Genomic DNA, 13,989 nt, shown 5'->3' with positions numbered 1-13,989 from the left:
CAGAGGATAGACAATATCTCTTTCTCAGTTCTCCTTCCCAGTTCCTGCTTTCTCAGATCCTTCACCTGCGCTCCTCCGCCTATCCCTCCATGGAGGCTGTCATGTCCCGGATCTTCTCCCTGGAGATGGCGCTGCTCCCAAAGGGACGCATGGCCAGGGCCATGAGCTTCATAGGATTGTCGTCCGCCGCAATGCGGTTTGAACCGATCTTGCCGCACCGCTGACACCGATGCAGGATGGCCCACTCCCCGTTCTTTCTCACCCACACGCCGATGGGCTCCATGCGTCCGTGACAGTCCGACGCCCTGTCCCCCGGCTCCTGGTCCAGATGCAGACTGTACAGGCAGTTGGGGCAGTGGTTCCTGTGGCCGCTCCCTGCTCCCGCCGGCACCACCGGCCATCCGCACACCTTGCACGTAAAGGGATCCATACAGGGATGTGTCCTGAAATACTTCTTGTCATATTTGCGCTTTTTATTTTCTCTGTTCATTTTTCCTTCCTCCTCGTTTTATCTCTCCCTGACCTCCCATGATCCTTGTCAACTCCTCCATTTTCTCAATGGGGAAGGGAGGGGAGGACAGGGGCTTTGACGCGATGGACATGACCTTGATGAGATTGTCCCTGTCTGACATCTCCACAGCAGTCATCTCCCCGCAGAGTCTGCACCGCTCCACGATCTCCCAGGCATCGCTCTCTCTCACCCAGATGCCTACCGGCTCCAGCATGCCCCCGCACTCGCCTCCCTCTTCGTCCGTCTCATGTATGCCGGACAGGCAGTTGGGGCAGTGGTCCGGCCAGCTCTCTTTTTCGTCCAGGTTTGATGTCCAGCCACAGCTGGGACAGATATACTTTGTTTCTTCTTTCATGATCTTTCTCCTCCAAGTCGTCGATTTGCGCCCTTTTATGCTCGGAACAAACCGGACAGGTCCTCTTCAGAATAAAAAAAGGACAACCCATTGATCCGGGTTATCCGTCTGTCTGCCCTGCTGTATCAGGCTCTGAAAAATCCACACAAAAATTTCGCAGAAAAATCCCGCAGGAAATAGAACTGCCTTTCAATAAAAAGCCAGCCTGATGTTACTATCCGCAGACAGATACAACAAATAAACCCATCTCAATGCTGAAGATGAGACAAAATCCGTTGTTCCTTTTGTTAGCGAATAGCCGACATCAAGCCACCTCCCTTGTTTTGCTCTCCACATCATAGCACAGCCGGCCTGTCTGTACAAGCCCTGAGCCCTCTGTTTTGTGCAGATTTTTTTATTTCTCTGTAAAAATCACAGTTTCACCATATTTTCTCTGTAAAATAAAAAAAGATATTTTAATGAAACGAGGTAAGATCACACTATGAAAAAAGAAAACCGAAAAATGGCACAGCAGCGGAGAGCCCGGGAGCGCCGCAAAAAAGAGCGCATACGGAAGCTCAAAAAACTCCTCATCATCGCCATCCCCTGCCTTGCCGTCATTATTCTCATTACAGCCATCGCTCTCTCCTCCCGGTCCTCATCCGGGGACAGCTCCTCTGCCGACACGGCTGCGGAAGACACATCCGCCGCAGATGCGTCAGATACCGGCATCAACGATACGGACAGCCCTTCCTACTCAACTGACACCTCTCTCACTGTGGAGAGCGGAGACACTGTCAACATCGACTATGTGGGAACGGTGGACGGCGTGGAGTTTGAGGGAGGCAGCACAAATGGCTCCGGCGCGGATCTGGAGATCGGCTCCGGCTCCTACATCGACGGCTTTGAGGATCAGCTCATTGGCGCCCACCCCGGCGACACAGTGGACGTCACTGTCACCTTCCCGGAGGACTATGGAGTGGATGAGCTGAATGGAAAGGAAGCTGTGTTCACTGTGACAGTCAATGGGATTTACGAATAATATTTCTCCTGCCGCCCCATTTACCTTCCGAGAGCAAAAGCCCTGCCAGAGTGAGGACTGTCCCGGCTCCGGTCATCCATGTAAAGGGCTCCCGCAGGATCACCACTGAAGCTGCCACGGTAATGACAGGAACCAGATAAATGTAAACGCTGGTCTTGACCGCGCCCAGCAGCCGGACCGCGAAATTCCACGTGACAAAGCAGAGCGCGGATGCCCCTAATCCCAGAAAGAGGATGTTCAAAAGATAGACAGGGTTCGCAAACCGATCCAGCTCCAGCCTGAAATCAAACAGGAACAAGGCCGGGACCATAAACAGAATGCCGTAGAAAAAGATCCTTCTCGTTGTCAGGATCGTATTGTATCCGTATCCGCTGATCCTGCGCGTGAGAATGGAATAGCAGGCCCACAAAAAGGCGGCCAGCAGGGCCAGCAGATCCCCTGTCGGATTGAGCTGCAGGGCAGAGCCGTTGAAGCTGATCAATGCAATCCCTGCCATCGCGATGAGAAATCCCACAAAGAAAGCAGCCCCCAGCTTCTCCTCCTTCTTCAGGAGCAGATGGGACAAAATGGCCGTAAAAAACGGAGCCGCGGAGATGATGACCCCCACATTGGAAGCCATTGTATAGGTCAGCGCAATGTTTTCCATCAGGTAGTACAGACATACGCCGCACAGTCCTGCGGTGCCAAATACGATCTCCTGTCTGAGCGTTGTCCCTGTCAGCCGGCGGGGACAGACGATCAGAAGGGCCAGAAGTCCCAGGACAAATCGGAAAAAGAGGATTTCTACAGGCTGGAAATCCACCAGTAATACCTTTGTGGAGATAAAGGTAGTCCCCCAGATCAAAATTGTGAGCAGAGCCGCCAGGTGCCCTCTTGACGCTTTATTTTCCATGCTGTCTGTCCTCCGTTCTGTTCTTTTTCAAAAAAATGTCCCGGTAGGCACCGGGCGTAAGGCCGATAAACCGGCTGAAATAATTTGTAAAATGGCTCTGGTCGGAAAATCCTGTCCGCAGGGCTGCCTCTGCCGGAGGCACTCCCTTCTCCATCAGCTTCTTCGCCGCGCCAATGCGGATATTTTCAAGATAACAGTAGGGCGTGACTCCCTTTGCCCTGACAAATGCCCTCAGCAGCGTGGACTTGCTCAGCCCTGCCTGGCGGCATATCTGGTCCAGACAGATGCGCTCCCCATAATGTCTCTCCATGAACGCACAGGCCCTCTCGATCTCTTCTCGGCACTCCGGGACACATTCCTCAAAGGGCTGTCCGCATCGCCCCAGGAGCAAAGACAGCACAAGGAGAAGATTTTCTTCCTTTCCAAATTCGCGGGAGCCCTCCATGACAAGCCCGTGGAGAGGGCGCAGATAACAGGAGATCTCCTCGTCGCGGAGCACGGTTTCTGAAAATCCCGGAAGACTCCGCCTGCCTGTCACTTCCCCCATCAGATCCAGCATAGTCTCCTTTGAGATGTTAAATCCCCTGTAGTCCAGGGCTCCTCCGTCCACCTGAACACAGGCATGGCTGTCGCCCGGATTGAACAGGACCACATCGCCCCTGCGGATCATGTACTCCCGGTTCCTGCAGGACAGGCGGCGCTCCCCCTCCTCCACAAAGCCGATCACATAGTACTCATGGAAATGGTTGGGAAAGGGCTGGGCTATGCCCTTAAAACGGTAGGCTTCCAGTCCCAGCTCCTCATCGTACACCGCAGTCTTTGTCTCTTTTCTCATAGCCCGCCTCCCATTAACCCCTGTTCAGGATCTTGCATTTTATTCAGCCATTCTATTGTAGCACAGGGCATGGCCGGAGGGCTTGTAAAATATCTTCAAATCTCTGTCTGCCTCTACAGATACGAAGTTTTCCTGTCCATATCCGTTATCAGTTCCGGGTTATCCTTCTTCATTTTCTCTATCAGAAGAGAAATATTACCGCTGTCTTCTCTTATGAAATTCAGCTCCTCCTCCGTTATTCCCACAAACTGGATAAATTCCACCTTGCCGTGCAGGGTGTCCAGTGTCTGCGCAGAGGTATCATTGACAATAAGAAGTGCAGTTATGAGCGAATCTGTCCCTATGTGAAGAGAAGCTCCGTTCCCGGGCACACATTCGCCCGCCTCAAAAAATCTTTCCGTTGTGTATGTATATCGCGCAAGATTTGACAGCATGTCCAGTGACCAGAGACAATCCTCCGCGCTGTTTTCTCTCAGCTTTATGGTCATCTCATAGCCCCATCTGCTGTACTCGCCCCCAAAGGCCTCCTCATCCGCATAGAGCTCACTCATCCCGTATGTGACTATATGCTGATACCCTTTCTGAGACTCATAAATCGAGTAGCCGTCAAGGTAATTATCGCCTCCGAAAATGGCTCTTGCCTGGATATTTGTGGCGTAGTGGGCAGGCTCCTGTCCGGGATACAGGCGGTCAAATTCCCTGTCAATCGCATCCCACCCAGGAGCCCAGTCATCCTCCTTCTCCATTCTTTCCACATATTCCTCTCTCGTCATTATGCAATACCTCCCTCATCTCTTTTTTTGGTAGTGATCCTTTTCGCGTCAACATGCCGCAGAAGATATGCGTCCATGTCCTCAATACCTGTCATGGTCTGATTTAGCGACACACGCTTATCTTTTGTGTAAAATCTGACCTTTTGTACCATCTCCCAGCAGGAGTCCATCTTAACCTTCCGGACAACCCTGGTTATATCGGACGCAGAAAACTGCCAGGTTCTTCCTGCCGCAGGCCTGACCGTTACGACAGCCCCCTCGGCTGTGATCCTGAATCTCCATATCTGAAGCGCCCAGACAAGGAATGGACTGGCCAGGAGAACAGTCACAACGCCTAACCCTATGGTGAATTTCAGACTTGCGACATCCAGCACAGCTATGAGAAGAGCAGGGAAAAGCAGGGACACGACCACCACGGCCACGATGACCAGATACGTTTTGGAACAGTATACCTCCGTTTTCAGTCCAAGCTCGTCTTCAAACATCACCTGACCATCGGAGCTGAAAAAGAGTATTCTGGTGCCAGTGTCTTTTCCATATCGTGTCGCCTGATAAATCAGGTCAATCCTGTCCTGCTCAGTCGCCTCACCGCTGTGCCGGACCCATTCGATCGAGTCAGCCAACGCGCAAAATTCTCCAAAGCAGACTTCCCCGTCAAATCTTGCGATATTCCCGGCATCATCTTCAATCTGTACGTAGCATTTTGTTCCTGTAACCTTCATATTACAGCGTCCCTTCCTGTGATGCGTCTCTCCTGATATGCCCCTCCGGCATAGGCCAATTCATACGCAGCTGTTGGCATATAACTAATCGAAGATTTTATTGGTTGTCAAGTTTGACATTCCCGGACCATCCCATTCGCAGGGTCTTTCCTTCAAATCCCCTTTTCCTGTATAACATTTATGCTGTTAATGTATTTATTCTCACGTCCATATCTAATCTTCAATAGTGGTTAATCTTCTAACTCAAAATCCTCTTCGTTTACAAGGCCGCGGATAAATTTCTCAAAGCTATCTGACAAAGGAGTGATTTTGTAGTCCCACTCCTGATCCACATGCACTACTTTGGGCTCCCCGTCTGGGCCGCACTCCCGGTAATCCAGAAAAATCATATCATGTCCGGCACTGGGGCAGTCACAAATAGCCACTCCGATAGCAGGGTACTCCCATTCTTCGATCATAAACTGACTTCCAAACTCTCCACATAACGAATATGCTTTCTCTCTTCCAATACCAAAAATTCCCGTAATAGCTACATGGTCATCTGCCCAACTGGTAGTTTGATCAGTAGGGAAACAGGTGTTGACCGGAATACCTCCGTTATGTTGCTTCATCAGCCAAATATAAGAAGCTGGCAGCTTGTAGCCCAATTCCTGCTCAACGCTGGCGATCAGTTCATCAGAAGGCATTTCGCTGACATATTCTTTCAGCGCGTACTCACTGTCTTCCCAAAAGTTTGTAAAATCAAATCCTTCAAACATTCTCTGCACACCCCCAAATTCCAATCATCGCTCTGAAAGCTCACCACCCATACCATATTACAACCAAATACGAAAAACCGCACTTACTTATGATATGGCTCCCCATTGATAATCCTGTAGCTCCTGTACACCTGCTCCAGCAGGATGACCCGCATGAGTTGGTGGGGAAAGGTCATCTTCGAAAAGCTGAGGGCAAAGTCCGACCTTGCCATCACCTCTCTGGCAAGCCCTATGGAACCGCCGATGACAAAGGCAATGCTGCTCTTGCCGGACAGCCCAAGGGCATTGATCTTGTCCGCCAGCTCCTCGGAGGAGAGCATTTTTCCCGCAATCTCAAGAGTGATCACGTACATGTCTTCTCTTATATGCTTCATGATACGCTCTCCCTCTTTTGCGCGGATACTTTCCTCTGCCGCCTCGCTGGCCTGGTCCGGCGTCTTCTCATCCGCCACCTCTATGATCTCCAGCCTGCAGTAGCGGCCAAGCCGCTTGCTGTACTCGGCGATGGCATCCTTCAGATACTTTTCCTTTATCTTTCCCACTGTGATCACTGTGATCTTCACCTATTCTGTCTCCTCCTGTTCACCCACACAAAATAAAACAAAAAAAGGGAGAGGGCCGGGCTAACCCGAATTCCTCTCCCGATCAGTTCACTTTTCAGTCTATTTCTGTGACAGCAGCTCGTGGATACCCTTGGCTCCTGCCTTTCCTGCGCCCATGGCGAGGATGACCGTGGCAGCTCCTGTGACCGCATCTCCGCCGGCAAATACGCAGGCCTTTGATGTCTGGCCGTTCTCCTCTTCAGCCACGATACATTTTCTCCTGTTTGTCTCCAGCCCCTTTGTGGTGGAAGCGATCAGCGGATTCGGTGTCGTGCCAAGAGCCATGATCACTGTATCCAGCTCGATCTCATACTCGGAGCCCGGGATCTCGATAGGACGGCGTCTTCCGGAGGCGTCCGGCTCTCCAAGCTCCATCTTGATCACCTTCATGCCCTTCACCCATCCGTTCTCATCCACAAGGATCTCCTTCGGGTTGGTCAGCAGGTTGAACACAACGCCCTCTTCCTTTGCGTGGTGAACCTCTTCCACTCTGGCGGGAAGCTCTGCCTCGCTCCGGCGGTATACGATGTGCACGTCAGCGCCGAGCCGCAGTGCTGTTCTGGCCGCATCCATGGCCACGTTTCCGCCGCCTACAACCGCCACCTTCTTACCTGCGGCAATAGGAGTGTCGTAAGAGTCGTCAAAGGCCTTCATCAGGTTGCTTCTTGTCAGATACTCGTTGGCAGAGAAGACGCCGTTGGCCGTCTCTCCCGGGATGCCCATGAACATAGGAAGTCCGGCTCCTGAGCCGATAAACACAGCCTCAAAGTCTTCCTCCTCCATGAGCTGGTCAATGGTAGTGGACTTGCCGATCACAACGTTAGTCTCAAACTTCACGCCCAGCTCCTTGACCTTCTCAATCTCCTTCTTTACCACCTTCTCCTTGGGAAGACGGAATTCAGGGATACCGTATACAAGCACGCCGCCCAGCTCGTGGAGGGCCTCAAACACAGTCACATCGTAGCCCAGCTTGGCAAGGTCGCCGGCGCAGGTAAGACCTGACGGGCCGGAACCGATGACAGCCACCTTGTGGCCGTTCATCTTCTCCGCTTTCTGGGGCTTGATATCATTTTCAAGGGCGTAATCAGCGACAAAGCGCTCCAGCTTTCCGATGGATACAGGCTCACCTTTGATACCCCTGATACATTTGCACTCACACTGGGACTCCTGGGGACATACCCGCCCGCAGATGGCCGGCAGGGCGGAGGACTCTCCGATCACCTTGTAGGCCCCCTCGATATCCCCGTCCTTCACCTTTGCGATAAATCCCGGGATATTGATAGACACCGGACATCCCTGGATACATTTTGCGTTCTTGCAGTTCAGGCAGCGGGATGCCTCCTCCATTGCCTCTTCCTTGTTATATCCATAGCAAACCTCGTCAAAGTTTGTCGCTCTTACCTTTGGATCCTGCTCTCTGACAGGAACTCTCTTTAACATATCTGCCATTATTCGTCACCTCCACAGTTGCCGCATCCGCCATGATGGGTATCGCCTTCCTGTAATTTCAGCAGAGCCCGGCCCTCCTGGGTCTTGTACATCTGCTGTCTCTTCATCGCCTCATCAAAATTCACAAGATGTCCGTCAAATTCCGGTCCGTCCACACAGGCAAACTTGATCTCGTCGCCCACGTGGAGACGACAGGCGCCGCACATGCCGGTTCCGTCCACCATGATAGGGTTCATGCTGACAACAGTCGGGATGCCCAGCTTCTTTGTGAGCAGACAGGTAAACTTCATCATGATCACCGGTCCGATGGCCACGCACAGGTCATATTTCTTTCCCTCGTTTACCAGCTCCTCGACCATGGTCGTAACCATACCCGCATGGCCGTATGTACCATCGTCTGTACAGGGGTAGTAGTTTCCGGCCACAGCTCTCATCTCATCCTCCAGGATGAGCATATCCTTTGTCTTGGCGCCGATGATGACATCCGCGTCAACACCGTGCTCCTTCAGCCATTTTACCTGGGGATAAACAGGAGCGGATCCAACGCCGCCTCCCACAAAGAGGATCTTTTTCTGCTTCAGGCTCTCTATATCTTCATGGACCAGCTCTGAGGGACATCCGAGAGGTCCTGTGAAATCCTGGAACGCATCTCCCGCCTTCAGGGCTGCAAACTTCTCTGTAGACGCGCCAACTGTCTGGAACACGATGGTGATAGTTCCTTCCTCCCTGTCATAGTCACAGATCGTCAGAGGAATTCGCTCTCCCTTTTCGTCCAACTTCACTATCACAAACTGCCCTGGCTCACAGTGCCTTGCGACACGCGGTGCTTCCACATCCATAAGATAGATCTTATCAGCCAGTTTTTCAGCTTTCCGTATCTTATACATCTTGCATCCTCCTAATCATCAAACTTATTTTATAATAATCCAAACATAGAGAAATAGCAATAATTTATCACTGAATTTGTTTTAATTTGTTTTAATAATCTGAAATGAGACAGGCGCCTTTTAATGGGCGCCCGTCCGCTTGATCCTGCGATCCGCTGTAAGATTTTTTAGAAATCAACCTCTGTTCCATAGTATGTACAGGTGAGAAGCTTCTCCATTGTAGCCGGGTCGATGGCACGCGGGTTGGAGCCTGTGCACGCGTCTCCCACTGCCAGCTCCGCAATCTTCGCAACCTTCTCCTTAAACTCATCCTCGTTGATACCGAAGTCCTTCAGCGTCTTCGGGATGTTCAGTCTCACGTTGAACTCATCAATCTTCTCGCAGAGGCTGTTGATGAGCGCCTTCTCTGATGTTCCCGGAAGTCCCATTCTGCGGGCGATCTCCGCATACCTCTTGGCCGCCGTCTCATCCTTCGCATTGTATTTGATTACGTAGGGCAGATAGATGGCGTTTGCGCAGCCGTGGGGAATATGTCCTGTTGAGAAGGCGGCGCCTGTCTTGTGTGCCATGGAGTGGACAATGCCCAGGAGAGCGTTGGAAAATGCCATTCCGGCCAGGCACTGCGCATAGTGCATCTGCTCTCTCGCCTCCATGTTGCAGTTGTAAGATGCAGGCAGATAGTCCAGCACCATCTCAATGGCCTGCAGGGCAAGAGGATCTGTAAATGGTCCGTGAAGCGTGGACACATAGGCCTCAATGGCGTGTGTCAGCGCGTCCATTCCTGTATAGGCAACCTGTTTTACAGGAAGCCCGGCTACGAGATCCGGGTCGACAATGGCGATGTCCGGTGTGATGTTAAAGTCAGCAAGCGGATATTTTACGCCGGTCTGATAGTTTGTGATAACGGAAAATGCTGTAACCTCTGTAGCTGTTCCCGATGTGGAGGGGATCGCCGCAAATTTCGCTTTCTGTCTCAGCTCCGGGAAATTAAAGGGGATGCACAGATCCTCGAAGGTTGTATCCGGATACTCGTAGAAAGCCCACATTGCCTTGGCAGCGTCGATAGGTGAGCCTCCGCCCATGGCAACGATCCAGTCTGGCTCAAAGGCTCTCATGGCCTCAGCGCCTCTCATGACAGTCTCAACAGACGGATCAGGCTCCACGCCCTCAAACGTCTGCACCTCCATGCCGGCCTCCTTCAGATAATTGACTGCCTTGTCCAGAAATCCCTGGCGCTTCATGGAGCCGCCGCCCACTACAAGGATCGCCTTTTTGCCCTTCAGGTTTTTCAGCTCCTCCAGGCTTCCCTTTCCATGATAAATGTCTCTTGGTAAACAAAATCTGCTCATTGCTGCTGCATCTCCTTTTTGTGATATTGATCGGGCAAAGCCGACCTTGTTAATTATTTATCAATATTATAGCTCTCTTTCTGTGCACATGCAATAACTTTCACAGAATTTGGAGATTTTTTTTTAAGAAATGCAACAAGGCCGACAGTCCTCAAAACTGTCGGCCTCTCTTACTGTTATTCTGACTTTTCTTTTTACATCAGGAATGGCGCAGCATGCTGGGAGTGATGGTCCCCTCGATGCCTGCCTTGGCGGCATAGCCCTTCAGGATCTTCCAAAAGCCCTGTCTGCTCATCTTTCTGCCGCTGATATTCGGGAAAAGCACGTCCGATCCATGTCCCTTGAGCAGCGGCTCCCGTCCGTTCTTCAGATACGCCTTCATAGCTTTCAGCGCCTGCTTGTCGATCGGGTACGCGTTCTGATTACCTGGAAAATGGCATTGCAGATAGCCCATCTCCAGATTGACATCCTGTATCTTGAGACTTACAAGCTCCTCCACCATGATTCCTGTGGAATACAAAAGCTCGATCATAGCCTTGTCCCGGAGCAGCTTTGGCGTCTTTCCATTTGGAATGGCAAGAACCTTCTCCACATCCTCCTTGGAGGCGCTCTTCGGCTCCCTGCGCTCGATCTTTGGACTGGTCAGCCCCTCTGACACATCCTCTTTGATATATTTCTTTTTGAAGAGATAGTTAAAAAATCCCTTGATTGAAGCCACATTTCTGGATATAGTCGTATTGGTCAGCTTCTGTTTCTCCATGTGAAGCATATAGGAGTTGAGGTTTGTCGCCGTGATCTGCGCCACTTCATGAATTCCCTGAGAGTCCAGATAACGCACGAGCTTCATAAGATCACGCCTGTACGCCATCTCTGTGTTCAGAGAAATCCCCTTCACTTCTTTTAAATACTCTACATACTCTAACACTATTTTTTCCATACTCTTTATCTCCCATCGTATACTCTAAATTATACGAAGAAATAACGAAAAAATCAAATTGTTTTTAGAAATATTTTCAGAAAAATTGGATTTAAATAACTTTCCGATATAATTCCAACTCCAATCGTCAGAATAGTACCCACTGTTTTGGCCGAATTCCACGATGCCCTGGGGAAAGAATAGAAATACCAGAGGACGATTCCGTACCCGGCGATATAGAAAAGCGCCTGAGGGATAATAGCAGCCAGACAGAACAGGATCCCCACAGGTCCCAGCTTGATCACAGCGGCGGTAAAAAAGAGTCCGCCCAGGAAGCCTGTCCAGACGAGCACAGCAGCCACGATCCATCTGCGGAGCTTCTTCATCTGCCCCATCAGGGCGATAACCCCCAGCAGTCCGGCGCGGACCGACAGGATGTACCAGAAATAGTCCTGCGTCTGGATCTCCGCCTGGGTGTACTGCTCCAGAAAATAATCGCTGAAAATGCCCGCCGCCAGTATATGATCCCGGGCCCCTGTGTTGGCGTACAGAATTCCTCCTACAAAGCCCGCCAGGCACAGGGCCAGGAATATTTTCCCATAACTGCGCATATCCACTCTTCCTCCCGCCGCAAAGATACTTCATTATATGCCGGCCAAGAGGAAATATGCCCTCTGTCCTTACTCTTTTCCCCTTCCCTTTACTCCTTGCCGTATTTTACCGCGTAGGCCAGGATGGCCGCCACGGTCTTGGAGTCCTGAATCTCCCCGCTGAAGATCTTCTCCTTCAATTCCGCCAGGGTACAGGCCTGCAGGTCGATATATTCATCCTCATCCAGATGCTGATGGGAGGGGATCAGGTCCCTGGCCGCAAACACCTCTATCCTCTCATTGCAGAATGCGACTGTGGTTCTGAGGACAAGAAGAGGCTCCAGATGCTCACAGCGGTAGCCCGTCTCCTCCTCCAGCTCACGGGACGCACAGGCAATCCCCTCCTCCTTCGGGTCATCCAGCTTACCTGCGGGTATTTCCAATGTAAATCTGTCCAGCGCGTTTCTGTACTGCTTTACCATCAGGATCCTGCCGTCCGGGAGCACCGGTATCACCGCCGCAGCTCCGTCGTGATGGATATAATCCCATTTTGCCGTGTGTCCGTCCGGGAACTGGACTGTATCCTGGTAGACATTGATCACAGCTCCCTCATATGCCAGCTTTCTGTCTATCCTCTTGATCTCATTGCTCATGTTTTCTTCCCTTTCTTTTCAATATAAAAGACCAGCCTGTTACGGCTGGTCTTCTGCTTTCGGTTTACATTTATTTGGCGTAGTCTGTTACCCTGGATTCCCTGATAACATTTACCTTTATCTGCCCCGGATATTCCAGCTCATATTCAATCTGCTTGGAAATATCTCTGGCCAGTAATACCATATCTGCGTCAGATACTTGCTCTGGAACTACCATAATACGAATCTCTCTACCTGCCTGAATAGCAAAAGATTTTTCAACACCCTTGAACTGGTTGCTGATATCTTCTAATTGTTTTAATCTGTTTGTGTATGTCTCAATCGTCTCTCTTCTCGCGCCCGGTCTTGCAGCGGAGATCGTGTCTGCCGCCTGAACGATACATGCGATCAGAGACTCTGGCTCAACATCGCCGTGATGTGCTTCCACTGCATTGATGACGGTCGGTGACTCCTTGTACTTTCTGCACAATTCAACACCAATCTGGATATGTGATCCTTCCACATCGTGGTCGATGGATTTGCCGATATCATGTAAAAGGCCTGCCCGCTTCGCAAGACGGACATCCAGTCCGATCTCCCCTGCGAGAAGTCCCGACAGCTGTGCCACCTCAATTGAGTGCTTCAGCGCATTCTGACCATAGCTGGTCCGGAATTTCATTCTTCCCAGAAGTCGTATCAGTTCCGGATGAATTCCATGCACGCCGACCTCGAGTGCCGCTGCCTCTCCTTCCTCACGGATCACTGCCTCTACTTCTTTCTGGGCCTTTTCCACCATCTCCTCAATTCTTGCCGGATGGATACGACCGTCCACGATCAGCTTCTCCAGAGCGATCCTTGCGACTTCACGCCTGATGGGATCAAACCCTGATAATACAACCGCTTCGGGTGTATCGTCGATGATCAGCTCTACTCCTGTGAGAGTTTCCAGCGTACGGATGTTTCTTCCTTCACGTCCGATGATCCGTCCCTTCATCTCATCACTTGGAAGCTGAACGACTGAAATCGTAGTTTCTGCCACATGATCAGCAGCGCATCTCTGAATGGCGGTGACAACATATTCCTTTGCCTTCTTGTCCGCCTCTTCCTTGGCCTGCGCTTCCATCTCCTTGATCATTTTTGCAGTGTCATGTTTAACATCTTCTTCAACAGTTTTTAACAGATATTCTTTTGCCTGTTCGGAGGTTAGTCCTGAGATTCTTTCTAGTTCCTGTACTCTTTGTCTGCTCAGCTCATCCACTTTCGCTTCACGAGCCTTAAGCTGCTCTTCCTTTGCTGTAAACCCTGCTTCCCGCTTTTCCATAGCATCGGACCGTTTGTCCAAAGCTTCCTCCTTGGAGAGGACTCTCTTTTCATAACGCTGTAACTCTGCTCTTCTCTCTTTTGTTTCTTTCTCGAGCTCATTCTTTGTTCTGATAGATTCTTCCTTAATTTCCAAGAGGGATTCCTTTTTCTTGGCCTCCGCTGTCTTCACCGCATCATCAATGATCTCGCGGGCCTTTGTCTCCGCACTTCCAATCTTTGACTCGGCATTCTTCTTCAGATTGGAGACTGTCACGAAATGACTGATAACCGCTGCTGCTATCACGAGAACCACAGCCACAGCAATGATTATAACATTCGGCACAGGAGCACCTCCTTATTAAATTTTCATTGTACAAATACAACAGTTAAATTTT

General features: G+C 50.9%; 15 protein-coding genes and 1 pseudogene. 1 reads left to right on the top strand and 15 read right to left on the bottom strand.

All coding sequences use genetic code 11. The features are described 5' to 3' along the window. Positions 1 to 79: 79 nt before the first annotated feature. Positions 80 to 490, bottom strand: coding sequence for an RNHCP domain-containing protein (locus H7U36_RS00460; protein ID WP_205155593.1), 411 nt, complete (start codon positions 488 to 490; stop codon positions 80 to 82). Then, positions 474 to 866 carry an RNHCP domain-containing protein gene (locus H7U36_RS00455; protein WP_138303050.1) on the bottom strand — a complete coding sequence of 131 codons (393 nt, stop codon included), beginning with the start codon at positions 864 to 866 and terminating at the stop codon, positions 474 to 476. Before H7U36_RS00455 ends, H7U36_RS00460 begins: the two co-directional genes overlap by 17 nt. Before the next feature lie 481 nt (positions 867 to 1,347). Here H7U36_RS00455 and H7U36_RS00450 point away from each other — a divergent pair, with 481 nt between their 5' ends. After that, on the top strand, positions 1,348 to 1,887 hold the full coding sequence (locus H7U36_RS00450) for an FKBP-type peptidyl-prolyl cis-trans isomerase (RefSeq protein ID WP_138303051.1): 540 nt from the start codon (positions 1,348 to 1,350) through the stop codon (positions 1,885 to 1,887). Here H7U36_RS00450 and H7U36_RS00445 read toward each other — a convergent pair. The 13 genes and pseudogenes from H7U36_RS00445 to rny all read right to left on the bottom strand — a co-directional run bounded on the left by H7U36_RS00445 (position 1,868) and on the right by rny (position 13,937). Next, positions 1,868 to 2,779, bottom strand: a complete 912-nt coding sequence (locus H7U36_RS00445) for a DMT family transporter (RefSeq protein ID WP_138303052.1) — start codon at positions 2,777 to 2,779, stop codon at positions 1,868 to 1,870. The two genes, H7U36_RS00450 and H7U36_RS00445, sit on opposite strands and share 20 nt — an antisense overlap. Further along, a complete protein-coding gene (locus H7U36_RS00440) occupies positions 2,769 to 3,614 on the bottom strand; it encodes an AraC family ligand binding domain-containing protein (protein ID WP_191493223.1) in 846 nt (281 codons plus the stop codon). Before H7U36_RS00440 ends, H7U36_RS00445 begins: the two co-directional genes overlap by 11 nt. Before the next feature lie 113 nt (positions 3,615 to 3,727). Then, complete coding sequence (locus H7U36_RS00435; protein WP_191428932.1) at positions 3,728 to 4,387, bottom strand: suppressor of fused domain protein; 660 nt, start codon at positions 4,385 to 4,387, stop codon at positions 3,728 to 3,730. Next, a complete protein-coding gene (locus H7U36_RS00430; RefSeq protein WP_191428931.1) occupies positions 4,387 to 5,109 on the bottom strand; it encodes a hypothetical protein in 723 nt (240 codons plus the stop codon). Before H7U36_RS00430 ends, H7U36_RS00435 begins: the two co-directional genes overlap by 1 nt. A 233-nt stretch (positions 5,110 to 5,342) precedes the next feature. Further along, positions 5,343 to 5,864 (bottom strand): annotated as a pseudogene (locus tag H7U36_RS00425) (SMI1/KNR4 family protein); the annotation flags it as partial. An 86-nt stretch (positions 5,865 to 5,950) separates the two neighbouring features. Further along, the gene (gene rlmH, locus H7U36_RS00420) at positions 5,951 to 6,430 is read right to left on the bottom strand and encodes a 23S rRNA (pseudouridine(1915)-N(3))-methyltransferase RlmH (protein WP_033124864.1); all 480 of its coding nucleotides are present in this window, start codon (positions 6,428 to 6,430) and stop codon (positions 5,951 to 5,953) included. Positions 6,431 to 6,529: 99 nt separating this feature from the next. Further along, positions 6,530 to 7,918, bottom strand: a complete 1,389-nt coding sequence (gltA, locus tag H7U36_RS00415) for an NADPH-dependent glutamate synthase (protein ID WP_033124863.1) — start codon at positions 7,916 to 7,918, stop codon at positions 6,530 to 6,532. Beyond that, positions 7,918 to 8,805, bottom strand: coding sequence for a sulfide/dihydroorotate dehydrogenase-like FAD/NAD-binding protein (locus H7U36_RS00410; RefSeq protein ID WP_033124862.1), 888 nt, complete (start codon positions 8,803 to 8,805; stop codon positions 7,918 to 7,920). The genes gltA and H7U36_RS00410 overlap by 1 nt, the downstream gene beginning before the upstream one ends. Before the next feature lie 167 nt (positions 8,806 to 8,972). Continuing rightward, the gene (locus H7U36_RS00405; protein ID WP_033124861.1) at positions 8,973 to 10,154 is read right to left on the bottom strand and encodes an iron-containing alcohol dehydrogenase; all 1,182 of its coding nucleotides are present in this window, start codon (positions 10,152 to 10,154) and stop codon (positions 8,973 to 8,975) included. A gap of 199 nt (positions 10,155 to 10,353) precedes the next feature. After that, the gene (locus tag H7U36_RS00400; protein ID WP_033124927.1) at positions 10,354 to 11,091 is read right to left on the bottom strand and encodes a tyrosine-type recombinase/integrase; all 738 of its coding nucleotides are present in this window, start codon (positions 11,089 to 11,091) and stop codon (positions 10,354 to 10,356) included. A gap of 53 nt (positions 11,092 to 11,144) precedes the next feature. After that, entirely contained in the window at positions 11,145 to 11,681 is a 537-nt protein-coding gene (locus tag H7U36_RS00395) for a hypothetical protein (protein ID WP_033124860.1), read from the bottom strand. 89 nt (positions 11,682 to 11,770) lie between these two features. Next, the gene (locus tag H7U36_RS00390) at positions 11,771 to 12,313 is read right to left on the bottom strand and encodes an NUDIX domain-containing protein (protein WP_033124859.1); all 543 of its coding nucleotides are present in this window, start codon (positions 12,311 to 12,313) and stop codon (positions 11,771 to 11,773) included. A gap of 70 nt (positions 12,314 to 12,383) precedes the next feature. Then, positions 12,384 to 13,937 carry a ribonuclease Y gene (gene rny, locus H7U36_RS00385; protein WP_033124858.1) on the bottom strand — a complete coding sequence of 518 codons (1,554 nt, stop codon included), beginning with the start codon at positions 13,935 to 13,937 and terminating at the stop codon, positions 12,384 to 12,386. Between the last annotated feature and the right edge of the window lie 52 nt (positions 13,938 to 13,989).

Source organism: Faecalicatena fissicatena, assembly GCF_016900595.1.
GTDB classification, from domain to species: Bacteria; Bacillota; Clostridia; order Lachnospirales; family Lachnospiraceae; genus Claveliimonas; species Claveliimonas intestinigallinarum.
The sequence above is the reverse complement of the archived record's forward strand: the minus strand, read 5'-3'. Positions and strand labels throughout refer to the sequence as shown.

Excerpts from the sequence above, each read along its gene's own strand:
- H7U36_RS00445 (WP_138303052.1), bottom strand. The coding sequence starts at position 2,779 with ATGGAAAATAAAGCGTCAAGAGGGCACCTGGCGGCTCTGCTCACAATT.
- H7U36_RS00450 (WP_138303051.1), top strand. The coding sequence starts at position 1,348 with ATGAAAAAAGAAAACCGAAAAATGGCACAGCAGCGGAGAGCCCGGGAG.
- H7U36_RS00395 (WP_033124860.1), bottom strand. The coding sequence starts at position 11,681 with ATGCGCAGTTATGGGAAAATATTCCTGGCCCTGTGCCTGGCGGGCTTT.
- H7U36_RS00460 (WP_205155593.1), bottom strand. The coding sequence starts at position 490 with ATGAACAGAGAAAATAAAAAGCGCAAATATGACAAGAAGTATTTCAGG.
- H7U36_RS00430 (WP_191428931.1), bottom strand. The coding sequence starts at position 5,109 with ATGAAGGTTACAGGAACAAAATGCTACGTACAGATTGAAGATGATGCC.
- H7U36_RS00405 (WP_033124861.1), bottom strand. The coding sequence starts at position 10,154 with ATGAGCAGATTTTGTTTACCAAGAGACATTTATCATGGAAAGGGAAGC.
- gltA (WP_033124863.1), bottom strand. The coding sequence starts at position 7,918 with ATGGCAGATATGTTAAAGAGAGTTCCTGTCAGAGAGCAGGATCCAAAG.
- H7U36_RS00410 (WP_033124862.1), bottom strand. The coding sequence starts at position 8,805 with ATGTATAAGATACGGAAAGCTGAAAAACTGGCTGATAAGATCTATCTT.
- H7U36_RS00400 (WP_033124927.1), bottom strand. The coding sequence starts at position 11,091 with ATGGAAAAAATAGTGTTAGAGTATGTAGAGTATTTAAAAGAAGTGAAG.
- H7U36_RS00440 (WP_191493223.1), bottom strand. The coding sequence starts at position 3,614 with ATGAGAAAAGAGACAAAGACTGCGGTGTACGATGAGGAGCTGGGACTG.
- H7U36_RS00435 (WP_191428932.1), bottom strand. The coding sequence starts at position 4,387 with ATGACGAGAGAGGAATATGTGGAAAGAATGGAGAAGGAGGATGACTGG.
- H7U36_RS00390 (WP_033124859.1), bottom strand. The coding sequence starts at position 12,313 with ATGAGCAATGAGATCAAGAGGATAGACAGAAAGCTGGCATATGAGGGA.
- H7U36_RS00455 (WP_138303050.1), bottom strand. The coding sequence starts at position 866 with ATGAAAGAAGAAACAAAGTATATCTGTCCCAGCTGTGGCTGGACATCA.